The organism is Leptolyngbya sp. AN10, from assembly GCF_050565645.1.
Classification (GTDB): Bacteria; Cyanobacteriota; Cyanobacteriia; order Leptolyngbyales; family Leptolyngbyaceae; genus Leptolyngbya.
Window position 1 is genome coordinate 82,046 of record NZ_JBNXVP010000027.1, and the last position, 17,138, is coordinate 99,183.

Consider the following 17,138-nt stretch of genomic DNA (forward strand, 5'->3'; position numbering starts at 1 on the left):
GTTTACAGCAGTGAGTCTATTGTGAACTGGGTAGATAAATAAAAATGCCCAAAATGTCGGGTGGAAGTTGAGGTTCTACTCGATAACTGACTCCTTTCATTCGATTCGCTTTTCTAACTCGACGATGGGCTTCTAGCAAATCTTGCCCTCTTTCATCTGCGACTGTTTCCAGATGAAGACGAATATGCTCGAAGCTATCAAGCACTTTTTGTAAAAAATCTCTAGCTTGATCAGCACCAATATTGGCATCCGATCGCGCTTGGAGTAGTCCTTCAGCGCTTTCAATATCAAGCCACTCCGCATTTTGAGGAGAGCCAGCAAACGCAAGCAGTTGGCAGTCTTCAGCGAGTAAGGGATATTCAGTTTCTCCCCGCTTCGTCAGAATGTGGTAGCGAAACCGAGTGAGCAGAAGTGTCGTGCGTCTCTCTACTTGGCGAGTCCGAATCACACCACAGCGTTTAGCCATCCCCTCTCCAAGCTGATCCAGAGCAGTATCCATCACATAAGTTGCTAACCCTTCTACAACTGGGTGTGTTCGGTTGAGATACAGTTGATCATCTTGAATAGGCAGTTCAAATCGGGCTTGAAACTGCTCATAGCCCCCGATCGCTTCTTGCAACGCCTTGGGAATCTCTTTGAGAGCAAAAGTAGCACCCTTATGGCTATCTTGGATTGTCCCTCCGTAAACTGTTAGTGCCTCTCTTGTAAAAGCTTCAACGTCTACGCCTGAGCCGATTGCTGAACGAACCGCTCGAAGCTCCTGAGCCACTTCTTCGACTTTAATCGTCTCTTGAGCAAACATGGTGCGCGATCGCTTCTCTCGATCTTGTGCAGCTTCCCACTGTTTGAAAAGTTGATCTTTCTGAGGTTTGTAGAAACTATCATCGAATAACGATAACTGCTCAGAGCCATTGTGCGACTGCTCCCGTAACAATAGCCCTTCAAAAATCGCTTCTACAACCTGATCAGTATCGATTGGAACCGGGACAGAAATACCCAGAGAACTCCGAATTGTTCGATGTTTCCGAATCAGGACATCAAGTACAATTCCGTCAATTTGGTTGTCAGTCCCGTAGTAAGTCAGAACCCGAACTTTGTCGTTAATCTGCCCATAGCGATCAACTCGTCCTTCGCGCTGCTCATGGCGAGTCGGATTCCAGGACAAATCATAGTGCAGAATGGCGCTGAAGCTTTCCTGAAGGTTAATTCCCTCACTCAGACAATCTGTGCAGACCAGTACTCGTTTTGCAGCAGTTGCCAGTTGCAAAACTCTTGCTTCTCGTTCTTTAGGAGGCAAACTACCTGTGACTGCTGCAACCTCCACACCTTTGAGCGCGGTTCTTAAATGGTCAGCAACATACTCTGCTGTTTGGATAAACCGACAGAAAACAATGGGCTGAAAGCCATCCTGGAGGAAAGATTTAACCAAACTAATGGTCTTCTGAAGTTTTGCATCTTTCTTGCCTTTGAGTGCTTCAGCTTCCCGTGCCATTCGGAGTAAGCGATCGCGATTCTTCTGCTCATCGGTTGCCACTTCAGCAATGTCGCTCCCTGGCAGTACATCTACCCCTTCGGTTGCTTCATCATCCATTAAGTCCAGCACGGTACGACGACCAACCTCATCGGCGGCTTCCGGTGTTTCCGCATCTACAGTATCGGCTCGATTTCTCAACGTTGCGACGGCTGCTGCTGGACTTGAGGCTAGAGAACGCAGCAATGCTAGAGCCGACCACCATCGCACTCGCTGACGATAACGATTACCTTCTGCGGGGTCTTGTACAGTTTCGCGGGCGTATCTCAAAACCTTATCAAACAATTTCTTGTAATCTGATGAAAGTGTGTACGTTTCCTCCTTGTCTTCGCGACTAGGAAAGGGTGTATCAGCATCCAAGTAATGCTGAATGTCCCCTCGTCGTCGTTGAACAAGATGGGCTGCAATCTGACGGCGATACTGCTCGTTTTCCTTGCCAGTCAAGTCTTCAGGCAGACGGACAAAATCTGGATTCAGAAGTTGCAGAAGCGATCGAAATGCTTCTTCTTTACCACTGTGAGGCGTAGCAGTCACCAGAAGTAGATGGCGATCGAGGTTAGCAGCAAGACCCGCAATTAATTGATGTCGCTGATGTCTCCCGCTTCGTCCTTCTCCAATAGAGGCACAAGTATGCGCTTCATCCACAATCACAAGTTCTGGACAGGTTCGCAAAAACTCTTCTCGTCGATGCTCTGATTTGATAAAGTCGGTCGAGACAATCACATAAGGGTAAAGGTCAAACAGAGATTGTCCCAGACGACAATTTCGTTCTAAGCGGGTTGCTGTACTAGAAAGAACTAATTCTGCTTCAATGTGAAATTTCTCTAGTAATTCGCGTTGCCATTGTTCTGCTAGATGAGGTGGGCAAAGGATTGCTAATCGTTCTATCTCTCCTCGGTCTAACAGTTCTCTTGCTATCAGACAAGCTTCAACCGTTTTTCCAATTCCGACATCATCAGCAATCAGAATTCTAACTGGGTCTAGCTTCAGTGCCATGAGTAAGGGCACAAGTTGGTAGGGACGGGGTTCGACCGCAATTTTGGCGAACGATCGGAATGGTCCTGCACTAGAACGGAATCCCAATCGCACCGCATCCCTCAACAATCGACAGGATCGATGATCTCCAGGTTGGGAAGGATTCGGTAAATCAAACTGAGCAGGCTCAACAGGCTCTAATGGAACATAAATTCCTGTAACCTCATCCTCAGTGCCGCCTAGCGGACGCAGAATGAGCATTTCATCGGTGGATTCGGGTAGAACCACCCACTCGCGATCGCGTGCTTTAACCAGTGAACCAACAGCAAAACTCATCACCTTTCCTCCCCATTTCACCCTTTGATTTGCGTAGGAACCGTAAGCAATTGTTCCAGGAAACGACTCGGTTGCCCTACCCAAGTTGCAAACACTTCATCTCTTGCCCGTGTTGCGCTGACATAGAGCAATTGTCGCTCTCGCTCTAAGGCTGCCTCTCGCGAGGGCTGATCTGGCATTTGGTTAACCAGGTAGGTGAATGGCATCTGATCGTCTGATAAGTTGGCGATAAACACGACTTTGAACTCTAAGCCTTTTGCTCGGTGCATCGTACCTAGATTAAGCGCGTTTGGTTGTGGCTCTCTATCATGACTTAATCTTTGAGAGGCAAGCTTTGTCTTCTCCAAGCAGGACTCAATAGGATTGAGCGCATCATTCGTTCGAGCAAAGATAGCAATTTCATCCAACGCCACTCCCTGCTTGAGAAGTTGTTTAATCTGATTCGTGATGAACTGGAGTTGCTGAGGCTGAGTTTTGAAGCCTTGAATCGTTGGTTCAGGTCCTTGCAAGAGGCTAATTGTTTCCTTACGCTCCTCTTCCTCGCCATCTAGATCATCTCGACGATCGCTTACTACTTGATCAGCAAAGCTACGAATTTGCTCAGTTGTCCGATAGTTGATGCGAAGAATATGAGATCGTCCCCTTACATCAATTCCCAAACGCTTCAAGCTTGTCCGCCCTGCATAGATGCGTTGTCCTGCATCACCTAATAGCATCAATCGATTCGCTCCTTCGCCTGCGAGGGCTGCCAGAAGCTTAATTTCTTGGGAGCCTAAGTCTTGTAGCTCATCCACGATTACAGCATCGAAAGGACTTTCAACTTTACCTGTGTTGAGAAGCTCGATCGCACGATGACAAATTCCAGACCAGTCGCTTGCCTTCTGTGCCTGAAGCGTTTTGAGAACTTGCTCAAAGACTGTCCACACTTGCTTACGCTCCTTTACTGTTAGAGGCTGTCCTCTACCCGCACGATTTGCAGTGCGATACCCATCCCAACTCGAAATGCCTTGCGCCTGGACAATGCTTTCCCACTCCAAATACAAAGATGTACAACTTAATGGACAAGCTGAGTGATAAAACCGTTCAATTAACTTCTTAATTGCATCGTCGTCCACAACATCTAAAATTTCTCCAGCTTGAATAAGCAGTTCTTTCGCCTGTCGATGCACTGTCGTCACAGTAATATAAGCTAGCTCTTCTGGAGTGCAAAGCAAGCGTAAATTACGTTCCAAATTCTGGCATAGGGTGGTAACAAAGCTAGTAATGAGTACTCGTTTTCCCTGTCTAGCCAGGAATCTCGCTCGATGTAGACCTACGACTGTTTTTCCCGTTCCTGCTGCCCCAGTGACCTTGACCGGACCTTTGAATGTTCCGGTTGCTAATTGTTGCTGAGACGGATGCAGGAATGCAATCCAGGTTGCCAGAGGCGCATTCAGTAGCTTCAACAGATCTTGATTACTATCGAGAACAGTGAAGCGACGTTTCGTGTCAGGACTCGCGATCGCAGGCTGATCCTCAGCCAAGGGAGTTGGAGGCGTAACAAATTCTCCCTCTGACAAATCCAATAATCGCTCTGCGACTTCTTCTGGAAGTTCCAGAATTGCATTTAGCAAAATATCTTTTGAACGAATTTGCCTGATTGTGGGCAACCAAATGGGCGGTACTCCCAGACTAAGAAGATAATCGTCTGGATATTGGGCAAATAACGAGGGTCTATTTGAGGGAGCCGAATCAGCTTCCACAAGAGGAGCCACTACCTCTGGTGCAACTACAATTTGCAAAGCTCCCGTTCTAATGTGTCGCTCGATCGTTCGGGTCTTTGCCCAGTTATAGGCTTCATCATGATGATCAACGTGCAAGACAGTCCACAAATCCCCTTCCTTGTGGATAATCGCCCGCAGGTCATCGCTGATTCTGCCTGACCATAAGCTGTCATTTTTAGTCTTTGTCACCCGTTCTAGACTAAGGCTGGGCTGGGCTGGATTTTCCCAGAACTTTTCGAGGAACGCCCAAACTCGTCGTGCTTCATTCGCATTCAGTTTACGGGCAGCGCTGGCGAGAGAATTACTAATTGCAACTGGCATCAGCAAACCTCCCCTAGAGCTTGCAGAACATCGCTTGGATTTGCCGTATCACACTCCATAAGCAGCACTTTGTAGCCCTGGGCTTGGAGAGCCTGTTGAACCACAGCGCTCTCTGGGCTGCTTGCATCGACTAATCGCACAACTGCCCCATTCTTAGAAGCTTCCGCAAGGAAATTACCAACGACTTGCCCGGTCTGCATGACATCTCCACCTGCCTCGATCTCAATTCCATCAACTTTAGCAAGCGCTTGGATGAAATTACGCCATGCAGGGTCAAAGAGTTCTAAATCGAGCGGCTCAGTGGAAGTAACCTGGCTCATGATGGCGGTCGCTGAGGTAGACTGAGCAACGCCAAAAACATAAGGATACTGCTGCAAAATTGCTTCCCAATCAGACTGCAAGCCAAACCGAATGACTGAGTACCCCAAATCCTCTAAGCATTCAGTTTGACTCAAATCACGTTGAGCGCGATCGGCGAAAAGATGATGCGGACCATCCACATAAATCGTTGTCATCTCATCTTCGTACAGAAAATCGGGACGGGTGCTGCACGCTGCGATCGAGGCTTGCGCTTTTGATGGCAAACGATATCCCCTTGATTCGAGGTAGTCTAACCAGTCCCGCTCTAATGTTGATTCTGTCTGCTGGATTAATTGCTCTAGATGCTCGGAACGGAGCTTTGCAGTAGGCGCAGCAATCACTTGAGTTTGAGAGAGCTTCAGCAATATATCTCGGATTGCTTGACGATCGAGTACTCCATGATCTCTTTGATTACTGTAGTTCATTAAACAGTCGTAGCAGGCTGCCTCGCAGTCCTCTTGGGCTTGCAGGGCGCGATGGCGGTCTTCGCCCGTTTGAGAATCAAAGTGGCAGATTTCTAGGGCAGTTTTGGCAACTTCAGCAAGTCCTTGTGGATCGTCTAAAAGCCGATTCAGCACCCCTGCACCTCCTTCTGCCGATTCATACAACAGAATTAAGCGACGCTGATCACGCGAAGGAAGCGGTTCAGCCGCAAGCTCATTATCCTCAAGTTGATACTGCACTTGAATCGCTTGCTTCAGTGCAGCCTGTAAGGAAGCCATCACTTCCATAGGAAAACGAGATGCTGGTTCTAAGAGCAAACAATTTCGACGATCTTTAACGAATGGAATCACTCGTGCAGTACGAGAGGACATTGAATCAGAGTCAGAATCTTCTACGGCTTGTTCGTTCTTTGCCCAATAGCCTCGCTCAGTATCCAAAACAAAGCCATGCTCATTCTTATTCTTTCGCCTTGCCCAACCTAAGTTAATTCTCCAAAGATCCGCACCTTGGGAATAAGTCAGCTTTGCTATCGTTGTTCCAGATTGCTCGACGGTCGCAACTCGGTAAGAGGGCTGACCTCCACGTTCTGGGAACCGAACGCCTGTCCGAATCTCATACCCAAGTCGAACTCGCTCCTCCTCATCGCTATTAATCTTGTCGCGGCGCTTTGTGGTGACATTCTGAAGTTGAAGCAGCGGTCGCAAAGACCTATTAAGTTCAGTATTACATCGCTGACAATTGTTCAGGGTATCTGGCTCTCCGACCGGATGAAGATAACCGCAGTTCGGGCACTGTTTTGCTTGTACAGTTGTTAGCGGTTCATCGGTGTCAGAAATTGGCAGAATGACGCGATTGATGAGATATTTGGAGCCTTCGTGATAGACGATCGCACGCGGTCCAAACTCCGAAATTGCCAAAAATCGAGGGCGGGACAAGTACTCTTCCTGTCCTCTACGTCCTCGACGGGCTGGAATGAAAGCAGACAGAGGAAGGCGCGGGAAGTTATAACCAGGAAGAAACCCCTCACTCGCAAAGTAGCGGTAGCTGTAGAAGTCTGATTGCGAGAAATTATCTGTTTCAGTTAATAGCTGCAATTGAGCCTCTGCATCCCGTCGGAGCCGTTTTGCTTGATCTTTATCACTCGGACTACGAGAAGCGTCTTGAATGATTTGGTTCTGGAGTTGAAACTGGGCACGAGCAGCTTTGTACAAGTCACGCCAGCGTTCACATGCCTGATCAAATTCCTGTGGAACATGAATTAGCACATCATCTAACCAGCGATCGCTATACCAATCGGTTGCTTGTAATTCTGCTTGAAGAGTTGCCAGAATTCTGTTCGCTCTTGCTCTTGTTCGCTGACGTGGATGAGTGTCCTGAAGATGTGCCTGGACTGACTCAACTAGCGTCAAACTTGGATTCTCACCTGCAACATCCAACAATTCTTTTAGCGTTGTTCCTAAACTCAACCTTGCTTCTGCTAGCCAAATTGCCTGAACATGAGTTCGGATCAGATCTTCATTGCCTAAATCCAATCGAGGGGGAGTAACTGCGCCTGTCACCATTTTCTCAGGACGCTTAAAGAAGTACTGATCGTGAGAACTTCCTGTAGAACAATAAGAAAAGACAAGAGCAGGTTGCCCTCCTCGTCCAGCACGACCACTGCGTTGAGCGTAATTTGCTGGGGTTGGTGGAATATTGCGAAGGCTGACAATGTTGAGGTCGGAGATATCAACTCCTAGCTCCATTGTAGGTGAGCAGTAAAGTAAGGGCAAAACTCCCTTGCGGAAGTCTTCCTCTCGCCGTTCGCGCTCGTCGGCAGGTACTTGAGCAGTATGTTCCCGTGCTTCTAGTCCTTGAGCCGTAGCTGCGATCGTGCGGTAAAAGTCCAGGAAAAATTCATTGGGTTTGCCACCTGTCTCAGGTTGCTGAGGAACGCGAATTGGATCATGGAAAACTTTAGACCCGTCTCCCGCAACCCAAAGCAATGCTGAGGCTGGAAGCTGGTAGCCCGGAACCTCATTTTGATTCGATGGTTCAAGTACAACCTCAACAAGCCCTGCCTCCTTTAAGCCTTCTAGCAGGTTCTCAATGATAACTTCTGTATCTGTTAGCTTAAGGCGTTCTTGAAATTCTTCAAACGTGCCTCGTCGTCTAAGATACTGACCAAAACCACCTCTAGCAGAGAGATAAACGTATCCACGATAGTCATCTTTGCCCCTTGCTCTAGGAAGTAAAATCGCAGCGTGTTCCATTCGTTCATTTTCGTCGATCGCCCAGGGGGAAATCAGTTTTTGAGAGCTTTGTTGCCGAATCTGATCTTGGTAAAGGTCGTTCAGGTAGTCCACCTTGATTGCGAGTTCACGTCGCATATAGTCAAGTAAAACTTTTGCAACTTTTGCTCGTGTATTAGGTTGAGCCATTGCTAAAGCAGGATGGCAATTTTGCCATATATCTTCTGCCTCGCAGACTTCCTGCAAAGACAAATATTTGATTTCTAGCAAACCACACTGTTCCAAGTTTGGAGAGGTAATCCGCCATCCTCGCTTCAAGTCCAAATAGAGGCGATAGCCCAAGACGTTCCTTAATGCTCGTTGTGTATCTGCTAGTGCCTGAAATCGCACAGACTGATCACTGGCATATAGAGGCAGTGGCAGATTTAGAGCATCAAACACTCTCTGGGCGATTTCTTCATGACGCAATCCATTTGCTCCTGCCAACTCAACTGCCCTATAGAGAGCAGCTCGTAGCAGTCCAACTTCTATAAAATCGTTGAAATGACCTGCTTGAAGGGAAGCATCTTGCCGATTGTCTGTAAAACTAAGCAGTTTTTTGGCAGTGTCTTCGAGATTCGTTTGTTTTAGACTCAAAATTGTAGACAGACTAAGAATTGTTGTTGCCGTGCTACGTCCCTCAGAACCTAATGAGGTTAATTTTCCAAAGTCCGATTCCTGCCTAGCACCATACGATACTCCACAATTCAAGCAGAATTTGAAGGGTGCTTTCAGGTAATGGCTCTTCAGACCTTCTTTGCCAATAAAGCCATCTTTCTTGAGATGTAGTGGTTGAGGCAAATCCGCCAAGCGATTCTTCCGAATCTGAGTTCCCTTCTTTGGATGCTCCTCCAGCCAATCATCAGGTAATTTATCGATCAATGTCTCAAAATCATCAGACCATGTGTTTGCTGTATTGATGTACAGAAAGCCTGCCTCGCTAGTAACTTCATTAGAAGCATCAGTTAAATTGCGCGGCTCTAGCCTCCATTGATCAGAGTCAGAATCGTATGTTCTTCGGGTGCAGTAGTACTCTTGCCCGCACTCTCGGCAAAAGACAAGAGGTAAGAGGATGCGATCGCGATCTCCAGGAACATACTGCTGGGCTTGCAAGGTAATATGTCGCTCAACTTCAGGCTCTAGAGAACTATAAACCGTATCTCCTCGGCTAATGAACTGGTGTAAGCGGAAGGCAAAAGGAGCATAACCTGTCTCAGGATTGGGATCGCATTGATACCCTCCTAACAAACCAGCCTGAAGTGCCTTCACGCATTGCTCAAGGGAAAGCCCTGTGACCTGTCTTAGATCAGACGCTGCCCCTCCTTTGCCCTCCAAACTACGGGGCTGAGCGCGAACTAATCGTGAACTGTTAACTTCGGTTCTAATCCCAAAAGTACTTTCAATCCAAGCTGAAAGGGGATCAGCAGTAAACTCAAAGTAATCTTGGGGAGGCTGTCGATTTGGATCAGCAATTCGCTCTATCAATTGCTGAGTAAATTGATCGTCTTGTAGGTCATGCTCTGGAGTGATTCTTTTAAGAGTTTCACCGATAACATGCTCTGGCTGCACTTTCGCTCCAAAAAGCTGTGAAGCAATGTCTGCTACTGCTGCTTGGCGCTCCTCATAAGTTCCTGCGCTAGACATTGTTGCAGAGGTTCCTACACACTGCATTTGTTCACTGGCTAAACGATCCCGAACTCGTCGAACTAAGAGAGCGACATCAGCCCCCTGCCGACCTCGATAAGTATGCAGTTCGTCCAGAACTAAGAAACGCAGTCCCTGTGCAGCATTAATCAAATCCTGCTCTCTGGGTCGAGTCAAAATTAGCTCCAGCATGACGTAATTTGTGAGCAGGATATCAGGCGGATTTGCCAAAATTCTTCGTCGAGTTTCCTCTGACTCCTGCCCAGTGTAGCGCTCAAAAGTTAGAGGCTCTTTCCCCTGTTCATACCCCTGACACAGAAATTTCTCTAGTTCCTTCGCTTGACTGTTAGCCAAAGCATTCATCGGGTAAACCACGATCGCCTGAATTCCCTGCCCTCTTCCTTGTTGAAGGATGTGATTCACAATCGGAATGATGTACGACAGACTTTTACCTGAACCTGTCCCCGTCGTCAGAACATAGTTGTGTCCACCTTTAGCCGTTCGGATGGCATCTGCCTGGTGTTTGTGTAGTCGCAGGGATTTACCCTCATGAGGGGGTTCATCTTTTTTGACTCGAAAGATACGCGAACATTCAGAATGAAGCGTCCCTTCCGCTACAAGGTCATCTACCCATCCACCCGACTCAAAGGAAGGATTGAGTTGAATTAAAGGATCGGGCCATAAGATGCCAGCATCAAAGCTGTCTTCAACTCTCTGCCGAATACGGTCGTCCTGGATTTGAATGAAACTGGTAACATACTCAGAGTAATTGTGGACGAGGCGATCTCGGAAATCGAAGATATTCATACTTTGAACTGCTGGGGGTGGAACTGTTCAACCAAAGATACTTGGTGGTAGGCTACCTAAATCTTGAAAGCGTTTTATTCTTCGTCAAAATTTATGCAGCAATGATGGTTATGAGAAAAGTGCAGTAGACCTGCAAATAGTTCTTAAGAACTACTCAATTAACGTGAGTATTGATACATATTCCATTAAGAAACTCCGAATAATCACTGTTTCTTTTCTAACATCTCTAACTGGAAAGGGTTCTACAAATATTATAATTTATAAGAAGAATTCTCTAGGATCGCCAAATTATATCTGATTGTTCTTAAACAAACGTGGGCAGGACAAGATATAGGAGTACAGAGTTTCTGTTGTTTGGCTTGCTGTCTGGGTCACTCCTGGTGCTTGGAATAAGCCAACTGGAGCAGTTCTTCAACGCTCCAGCGCTGGTTTGAATACTTCTGTAAATAGGGTTGCAGCTTTGTTAAATCCACATTCTCTGTTTTTTCTCCTTGGATAAGTTGAACTAAGCGATCACTCGGCTGAATCTCAACTTCTTCAGCGAACTGCGCGATCGTTCTCGAATTCACACTGCCATATCGCGCTTCAATCTCATCCACGATCGCATCTTGAATCGTGCGCGGCAAAAATCGTTCCGCCGCAGATTTTGATGCTTTAGTGGCAGGCGAGCGGTTTGACGATCGCGGAACTCCCAGCAGATTAATTGCAGCTTGTAGAATCTGGGTCACTTCCGGTCGAACATTCGGTAGCCGTTTGAGGAGTTGAGCGATCACTGCCTCCAAAACCGTCAGCAATTCCTGTACCGTCAGCATCGGTAGCTGCTCGAACACGGTTTGCGCTTCAGATTGAGTTGCCTCCTCAAGCCCTAGACAAACTCTAAGACTGAGATTGCCTCTGAGGTAAGCCCGAATCGTATCAGGAGGAATGCCCGTGCCATCGCTCAATTTCTCGATCGCTTCTTCATTAATTCCACCTTGCCCACTCTCCCAACGGCGAATCGTACTGTGCGTCACACCAAGTTGAGCGCCAAAAACATACGTGCTGGCATCTCCACGTAAACGTTTGACTAACCGCGCCAACCGCCCAGAGCGATCGTTCTCCTGTAACACCCGACTTTAATCACTGTTATTGGACAATTCAACCCTAGCATCGAACCAGGGCGATCGCACTTTCAGGAGTTAAAACTCACAAATTCTAAAAATTAAAACTATTAGATCTTAGATATGATACGCTTGTTCTAAAGCAATTCTTCGTTTGGAGACGACTGGAGATTTTTCTCATGCCTCATCCAAAACGGCAACCTCAAACCAATCGGAAACGATCGACAGAGCGGCAGTTTGTTCTTTCCCGTCGCAGTCGATCCATCAAGGCATCCCTGTTAAAAGTGCTATCGCTCGATCTCGTCACGCTTTACCAAGCCGATCAAGCGCAAGATGTAGACAAGATCATGTCACGAAGTTCGCCCCAGCCAATTCCGCGTTCCCCTTTAGACCTTCAAGATCGCCGCATTCCTTCTGACTTTTCAACTTCGGCTCATCCAATTGAGTCAACACAGCAACAAGACTCTCATGCTGACGTGGCAAATTCTAGACAGAGCAGCAACACAAGCGACTCGATCGATCAATCTTCCTAAGAGCGAAAGTTGAATGTTGTTTCCCGCAGTGCGGAGCAGGACTTGCTCAATCCAGTACTCATCCGATGCTTTGCTTTTTTGCTGGGTGGTCTAATTCGCTATGCCTTGAATGTCTACCTTCAGCCATGTGCCATTCTGCTTTCTGGAATTGCGAACCCTTCGGGAAGCGAAGCTACCGCAGTTAGCGGCATCAGCGTTTTGATGGTTGTCGTCTTCGCTCCTTGGAAGAAGAAACCGCTCTGGAACTTGGGTTGTCTCTTCGGAGGACTGCTCGTCGCAGTGTTGGCACTATGACCCAGAAACACAGACAGAACTATCTGAGAGTTCCGACCGTACTGCTGGTATTCAGCGCGATTGCGACTGCATCAATCAAACTCTTGTGGCAATTCAACCCTAATTTGCTACCAATCGCAGCGTTCACTTCTACTGATGAACTTCAGTGTTCAGAAATCGTTACGCCTGATGCTTTGTTGAGTCGAGAGCGGATTCTGAAGCTGATGACGATCGCAGAAGGAGCTAACAAAGCAAGAGTACGAGGCATTCTGAAAGCACCCTATTGCAAGTTAAAGCCGATGACCGTTCGTGCTGGTGCTGCCGCAGAACGGGAAGTCTATCCCTTGGAATTTGACCCGAAGATTTGGGCAATCATCCTCTATGAAGACGATAACTATGTCGGCGTTCGACTGGTTCCGAAGACTCAACAGTGTCCCAGTTCTGTTTTTTAGCAAGCAAAGATCATGAGTATGATTCAAACCTATTGGCTGACAGGATTAATGATTGGTAGCCTTACCGCTTGCCAGATTGTAAAACCCCAGACCTCACCATCTGCCAAGCCAATGAGCATTCAGATTTATCAGAAGTGGGAACTTCAACGGGGCGATCGCATTAACAATCAAACGGTTGTAAGTGCTTTGGGGGACTTAGCGATCGACCTGGCAGGAAAAGCCGTTTATGCTCCAATGAGTGGAGAAGCCAAGCTCGATCGAACGGGATGTGTGCTGTTTTCCGGAACAGAGCTTCCTGCCTACCTGTTTCGATTCTGCGGAATTAACACTCCGAAGCTTGGTGTGCTGCGGAAAGGACAGACAATTGGAACCGCAAATCTCTTAGTATTTGCAACTTTTCAGAAGCAGCAGAACGGCACTTGGGCATTTGTTGAACCGAGTAAAGCAATGGTTGAGCAAACCTTGAAACGCAGTTAAACAAGAGGTTGCGATGGAAGAAGGCTTTTTCATCCAAGTGATTGAGGGGCAGAACTCGCCGTTTGAGTCGATGCTGGAGCGATTTCCACATGGATTTCCAGCATTGATGTTGCCAGATCAGGTCACAGGCAGAGTGTATCCCGCCCGATTTAAACGAGATAAGAGTGGGGATATTTTCTGGTTGGTCGATCGTACTCAACTACGCCTCGATCAATGGATGATGCTAGATGCGCTGCATGGGCAATCTATCGAATGTGTGTGGGTGAATTGGGAACTGTATGCGGAATTAACTGGAGAACTCTCAGAGGACGATCGTTCTGGCGACGAAGAGATGGTTTATCCGTTGCTAGTTGAGGCTGCAAACATTCCGATCGTGATGTTTGGCAGCTACTTCGGTATTGCTGAGCGATGGGTCGAGAAAAGCGATCCCCGAATTCAGCGCATTATTGAAGCACAAACCGTCTTGAGATTTAGTGCCAGCAAAAAGTAGAAACAGCCGATCGTGAGTTCATATCAGCATAGCTATTTACTCAGAAATCTTTAAGACTCCTCTGCCAATCCGTTCCACAAATTCGGACGCTGAACAGCCTGCCGCTTGAGCCGCTTGCTTAAATCCTTCCCAACCTGCTTCCGTCACCAGTACTTCTCGCCGTTTCTTGCGCTCTTCATATACAGTCGGTCGCCCCTCGTGATAGGTCAAATTCTCACGAGAGTTCGGATGTTCACCGGGTTTGTACTGGCTTTTCTTAGGCACGGTTGCAACTAGGCATAGAACAACTGGTCATCACTGAATCCTGCGATCGCAAGACGTGACTGGGCTGATCATAGCACTTCAAAAATATTCGGGATATAGTTGACTTCTATATTAGCCGGGATATAATAAAGAGAAGAAGAAACAACTTCAGTCTTTCTTCTCCAAATGTAAAAGCGGGAGAGCGCCCACAGTTTCTGAGGCTCAGGCGCTCTCCCAACTCACTCCCTAAAAATAGGAGTCTTCTAATCATGTCATTTATTGCTGATTCTGTTCGATCCGAATTGGACACTCAAGCTGCGATCGCAGCCGAGCGCGTCGAGGTTGACTATCACGAAGGCGTAGCCGATTTTGCCTTTGGTAAAATGCCTCGCTACCCGAAAGATCCCAATTATCTGAAAGGTTGGCTCGATGAACTTCAGAAGCGAGTTCATTTTGAAGGTGATCAAGCGGTCTATCCTGAAGCCACGTATTCTTCACCGTGTACTAGCGATCGCAATGCCATCTTTACGAACGTGCCGATCGCTGACTCTGCTTGGGACGGCTGGAAGGACGATTTCTAACGAGTGAACGTCTGGGGGCTGAAAAGTCTCAGCCCTCACCCTAGCCCCAAACAGTAGGAGAATCTGACATGGCGAAAGTTGTTCAAGCGATCATCGCAAAAGTTGAAGCGATCGGCAAACTCAAAACGGGTAATTACGGGAAGTACCGTTCTGTGCTGTTTCTGGATCAAGCCCAACCGCAAGGCAGTGAAGCTGCAAAGATCTGGAAAGCGCTTTCTGAGGAAGAAGCAAAGGATTTGACTCAGGGCGCGATCGTTCAACTCGTGCCCGCAGGCAAGGATCGAAACGGCAAGGACAAGCACAACATTTTGCGAATCGATGCAAACCCTTCTCATGCGGCTCAACGATCAATCCATCGTCCAGATCACGTTCCGGCAACTTGGAGCGATGAGCAGAAGTTAGCCTTATCCGCGCAAATCTGTGATCATGCCGACCTGCTGAGATTCTGCTTAGAAGTCGCTCACGAGAAGTTTGCAGGTCTGGCAGATCAACGAGATTTTCGAGCGTTAGCGACAACGTTGTACCTACAAATCCTACGACAGCAAACTAGCAGTGAATTGAATCCTTGAATTCACATTCCACAAGACTACCGGACTAAACCCAATCAGGAGAACGAAGATGACACAGCAATCACATATCTATAAGTCTGCCTGTCCTGTGATCGAGATTAATCGACTGTTGACCTATATTGGACAGAATACGGCTGATTCAGAGCAATCTCTAATTCAACCCGATGAAGTTCCAGCCGTTGTCAATTGCCTAATTCAACGCCTGGTCTGGCAGCATCCGCATTTGGATCAAGTGCTGCAAGAAATATTGGATGACCTTCGATATGGCGTGTGAGCGATCGTGGCAGTAAAAGGAAATCAGAAATTCTTCTCTCCAACCAGCGCACCACCTGATATGACTTGAATCTGAAATCTGAGCAATAATGAGGCATCGGGTTTGGAACTGCCCATGTCTCATGACCAGATCAACGGCGAAGCCATTGTGACTGACTTGGATATCAGCCATCTGGTCACTGAGGACGAGACTCCTGTGGACAATTTTCAATCGGAGAAACAGCAACGGCTTCTCGTTGAACCGCTTTATAGTTCTTGGTCGCCTGGACTGCCCTTTATCGCTGCCGCCAACGTGGGCTTATTCTATGCGCTCAAGCAAGAACCGATCGTGCCCGACGTAATGCTGAGTTTAGGGCTGGAAATGCCGACGGACTGGAGCCAGAAGCAGAATCGGTCGTACTTCGTCTGGGAATTTGGCAAAGTGCCGGAAGTGTGCATCGAAATTGTCTCGAATCGAGAAGGGGATGAGTTGACCCTGAGCCGTAAATCCCAGCAGAAGGGCAAAACCGCAACAAAGAAGGAAATTTACGCTCAGATTCATGTGCCCTATTACGCCGTGTTTGATCCCTTACAGCAGCTTCAGAAGCCAGAAGAAATGAATGGATCATTGCTGCGAGTTTGGGCATTGGTCGAGGGGCAGTATGAAGAGTTGCCGTCACCCGATTGGTTGAGGACGGTTGGGTTGGGGCTGACGCTGTGGGAAGGAGCGTTTGAAGGCGTGACGGGAACCTGGTTGCGCTGGTGCGATCGCACCAGGCAAATTATTCCGACCGGGGCAGAGGGTAGAGAATTAGAACGGCAACGGGCAGAGGCAGAACGGCAACGGGCGGATCGACTTGCCGAGCAACTTCGAGCAATGGGCATCAATCCAGACGAACTTTAAGCTGTTCTCTCCAAATAGTGCCGTTATGCCAATGAGCAAATTCTACGAGACGCTGAAAAGTTAGATGATAATGAGAAATAGCGTTTAGTCACCTCTGAGATTTCAGCATGTTGGAATGGTTGGCAGCAACGGCAAGCGTGGAGTTGGGCAAATTAGTGCTGGATCAAGTGCTGAATCTAGGCAAGGCGGCACTTGAAGACTATGTGAAAGATTTCTTCAAAGATTGCATTAAGAGTGGGGTCTCACGGGCAAACGCAGACACATTGAAGAAGCCAATGGCAGAGGCGATCGGTTGCTTTATCAAGCGATTCGTCAAGGAACTTCAGATCAATGATGTGCCTGAAACCAGCATTGAACATCACTACAAGGCAGCTATCAAGCGATTCGTGCAGGATAAATCTGTTCGCCCAATTCTCGGCAAAGCGTTTGAAACTCATTGTAAGCAGATTGATTACGCGCAATTGCAGCAGATTTGGACACAGCACTATCAGGAATCCGGGTGGCAATTTCCAGCAGAGGAATTCGATTGGCGCGGCGCAGCGAAGGAATATGCGTTTGAGGTGAAGGGCATCATCAAAGCGAATGCCGAACTACGATCGCTACTCGAAGCCGAATTGCTGGAGACGATCGCCCAAAACACCGCCAACTTGAATACGCAAATTTCACCAGGGTTCGACGTTGCTAAATAGGGCTTGCTGAGGAAGTCTAAGAAGCTTTCTAGGACTGAATTTCAGCGGGATAAATTGCTGATAAAATGCAAGATAAAGCACTATAAACCGTGCAAAAACCTTGCATCTGATTTTACTATGTACC

At 47.6% G+C, this 17,138-nt stretch carries 15 protein-coding genes; 10 read left to right on the forward strand and 5 right to left on the reverse strand.

Annotation, left to right across the window (positions count from 1 at the left end):
- Positions 1–16: 16 nt before the first annotated feature.
- The 4 genes from ACQ4M5_RS29165 to ACQ4M5_RS29180 form a co-directional block, all read right to left on the reverse strand.
- Positions 17–2,842 (reverse strand): helicase-related protein, encoded by a 2,826-nt coding sequence (locus tag ACQ4M5_RS29165; RefSeq protein WP_430679289.1) that lies wholly within the window; start codon positions 2,840–2,842, stop codon positions 17–19.
- A gap of 17 nt (positions 2,843–2,859) precedes the next feature.
- Positions 2,860–4,926, reverse strand: coding sequence for a 3'-5' exonuclease (locus tag ACQ4M5_RS29170; RefSeq protein ID WP_430679290.1), 2,067 nt, complete (start codon positions 4,924–4,926; stop codon positions 2,860–2,862).
- Positions 4,926–10,451 (reverse strand): DEAD/DEAH box helicase, encoded by a 5,526-nt coding sequence (locus ACQ4M5_RS29175; RefSeq protein ID WP_430679291.1) that lies wholly within the window; start codon positions 10,449–10,451, stop codon positions 4,926–4,928. The genes ACQ4M5_RS29170 and ACQ4M5_RS29175 overlap by 1 nt, the downstream gene beginning before the upstream one ends.
- 371 nt (positions 10,452–10,822) lie before the next feature.
- Positions 10,823–11,560: a helix-turn-helix domain-containing protein gene (locus ACQ4M5_RS29180; RefSeq protein WP_430679292.1), complete on the reverse strand. Its 738-nt coding sequence runs from the start codon at positions 11,558–11,560 to the stop codon at positions 10,823–10,825.
- A 170-nt stretch (positions 11,561–11,730) separates the two neighbouring features.
- Here ACQ4M5_RS29180 and ACQ4M5_RS29185 point away from each other — a divergent pair, with 170 nt between their 5' ends.
- The 5 genes from ACQ4M5_RS29185 to ACQ4M5_RS29205 are packed head-to-tail and all read left to right on the forward strand — an operon-like array spanning position 11,731 to position 13,776.
- Positions 11,731–12,084 carry a hypothetical protein gene (locus ACQ4M5_RS29185; RefSeq protein WP_430679293.1) on the forward strand — a complete coding sequence of 118 codons (354 nt, stop codon included), beginning with the start codon at positions 11,731–11,733 and terminating at the stop codon, positions 12,082–12,084.
- A gap of 9 nt (positions 12,085–12,093) precedes the next feature.
- A complete protein-coding gene (locus tag ACQ4M5_RS29190) occupies positions 12,094–12,378 on the forward strand; it encodes a hypothetical protein (RefSeq protein ID WP_430679294.1) in 285 nt (94 codons plus the stop codon).
- Complete coding sequence (locus ACQ4M5_RS29195) at positions 12,375–12,809, forward strand: hypothetical protein (RefSeq protein ID WP_430679295.1); 435 nt, start codon at positions 12,375–12,377, stop codon at positions 12,807–12,809. The genes ACQ4M5_RS29190 and ACQ4M5_RS29195 overlap by 4 nt, the downstream gene beginning before the upstream one ends.
- Before the next feature lie 12 nt (positions 12,810–12,821).
- Entirely contained in the window at positions 12,822–13,286 is a 465-nt protein-coding gene (locus ACQ4M5_RS29200; RefSeq protein WP_430679296.1) for a hypothetical protein, read from the forward strand.
- Between the two features lie 13 nt (positions 13,287–13,299).
- The gene (locus ACQ4M5_RS29205) at positions 13,300–13,776 is read left to right on the forward strand and encodes a hypothetical protein (RefSeq protein ID WP_430679297.1); all 477 of its coding nucleotides are present in this window, start codon (positions 13,300–13,302) and stop codon (positions 13,774–13,776) included.
- Positions 13,777–13,812: 36 nt separating this feature from the next.
- Here ACQ4M5_RS29205 and ACQ4M5_RS29210 read toward each other — a convergent pair whose 3' ends face one another.
- Positions 13,813–14,040, reverse strand: a complete 228-nt coding sequence (locus ACQ4M5_RS29210; RefSeq protein ID WP_430679299.1) for a hypothetical protein — start codon at positions 14,038–14,040, stop codon at positions 13,813–13,815.
- A gap of 248 nt (positions 14,041–14,288) precedes the next feature.
- Between ACQ4M5_RS29210 and ACQ4M5_RS29215 the strand changes: the two genes are divergently transcribed.
- The 5 genes from ACQ4M5_RS29215 to ACQ4M5_RS29235 all read left to right on the forward strand — a co-directional run bounded on the left by ACQ4M5_RS29215 (position 14,289) and on the right by ACQ4M5_RS29235 (position 17,014).
- The gene (locus ACQ4M5_RS29215; protein WP_430679300.1) at positions 14,289–14,600 is read left to right on the forward strand and encodes a hypothetical protein; all 312 of its coding nucleotides are present in this window, start codon (positions 14,289–14,291) and stop codon (positions 14,598–14,600) included.
- Between the two features lie 68 nt (positions 14,601–14,668).
- The gene (locus tag ACQ4M5_RS29220) at positions 14,669–15,169 is read left to right on the forward strand and encodes a hypothetical protein (RefSeq protein WP_430679301.1); all 501 of its coding nucleotides are present in this window, start codon (positions 14,669–14,671) and stop codon (positions 15,167–15,169) included.
- Positions 15,170–15,218: 49 nt separating this feature from the next.
- Complete coding sequence (locus ACQ4M5_RS29225; RefSeq protein ID WP_430679302.1) at positions 15,219–15,443, forward strand: hypothetical protein; 225 nt, start codon at positions 15,219–15,221, stop codon at positions 15,441–15,443.
- Positions 15,444–15,557: 114 nt separating this feature from the next.
- Positions 15,558–16,325, forward strand: coding sequence for a Uma2 family endonuclease (locus tag ACQ4M5_RS29230; protein ID WP_430679303.1), 768 nt, complete (start codon positions 15,558–15,560; stop codon positions 16,323–16,325).
- 107 nt (positions 16,326–16,432) lie between these two features.
- A complete protein-coding gene (locus ACQ4M5_RS29235; protein WP_430679304.1) occupies positions 16,433–17,014 on the forward strand; it encodes a hypothetical protein in 582 nt (193 codons plus the stop codon).
- The last annotated feature ends 124 nt before the right edge of the window (positions 17,015–17,138 follow it).

What these genes read in the sequence shown, in the direction of transcription:
- ACQ4M5_RS29165 (WP_430679289.1), bottom strand. Translation starts at nt 2,842, where the DNA reads ATGAGTTTTGCTGTTGGTTCACTGGTTAAAGCACGCGATCGCGAGTGG.
- ACQ4M5_RS29215 (WP_430679300.1), top strand. Translation starts at nt 14,289, where the DNA reads ATGTCATTTATTGCTGATTCTGTTCGATCCGAATTGGACACTCAAGCT.
- ACQ4M5_RS29235 (WP_430679304.1), top strand. Translation starts at nt 16,433, where the DNA reads ATGTTGGAATGGTTGGCAGCAACGGCAAGCGTGGAGTTGGGCAAATTA.
- ACQ4M5_RS29185 (WP_430679293.1), top strand. Translation starts at nt 11,731, where the DNA reads ATGCCTCATCCAAAACGGCAACCTCAAACCAATCGGAAACGATCGACA.
- ACQ4M5_RS29195 (WP_430679295.1), top strand. Translation starts at nt 12,375, where the DNA reads ATGACCCAGAAACACAGACAGAACTATCTGAGAGTTCCGACCGTACTG.
- ACQ4M5_RS29205 (WP_430679297.1), top strand. Translation starts at nt 13,300, where the DNA reads ATGGAAGAAGGCTTTTTCATCCAAGTGATTGAGGGGCAGAACTCGCCG.
- ACQ4M5_RS29220 (WP_430679301.1), top strand. Translation starts at nt 14,669, where the DNA reads ATGGCGAAAGTTGTTCAAGCGATCATCGCAAAAGTTGAAGCGATCGGC.
- ACQ4M5_RS29175 (WP_430679291.1), bottom strand. Translation starts at nt 10,451, where the DNA reads ATGAATATCTTCGATTTCCGAGATCGCCTCGTCCACAATTACTCTGAG.
- ACQ4M5_RS29170 (WP_430679290.1), bottom strand. Translation starts at nt 4,926, where the DNA reads ATGCCAGTTGCAATTAGTAATTCTCTCGCCAGCGCTGCCCGTAAACTG.
- ACQ4M5_RS29230 (WP_430679303.1), top strand. Translation starts at nt 15,558, where the DNA reads ATGTCTCATGACCAGATCAACGGCGAAGCCATTGTGACTGACTTGGAT.
- ACQ4M5_RS29225 (WP_430679302.1), top strand. Translation starts at nt 15,219, where the DNA reads ATGACACAGCAATCACATATCTATAAGTCTGCCTGTCCTGTGATCGAG.
- ACQ4M5_RS29200 (WP_430679296.1), top strand. Translation starts at nt 12,822, where the DNA reads ATGAGTATGATTCAAACCTATTGGCTGACAGGATTAATGATTGGTAGC.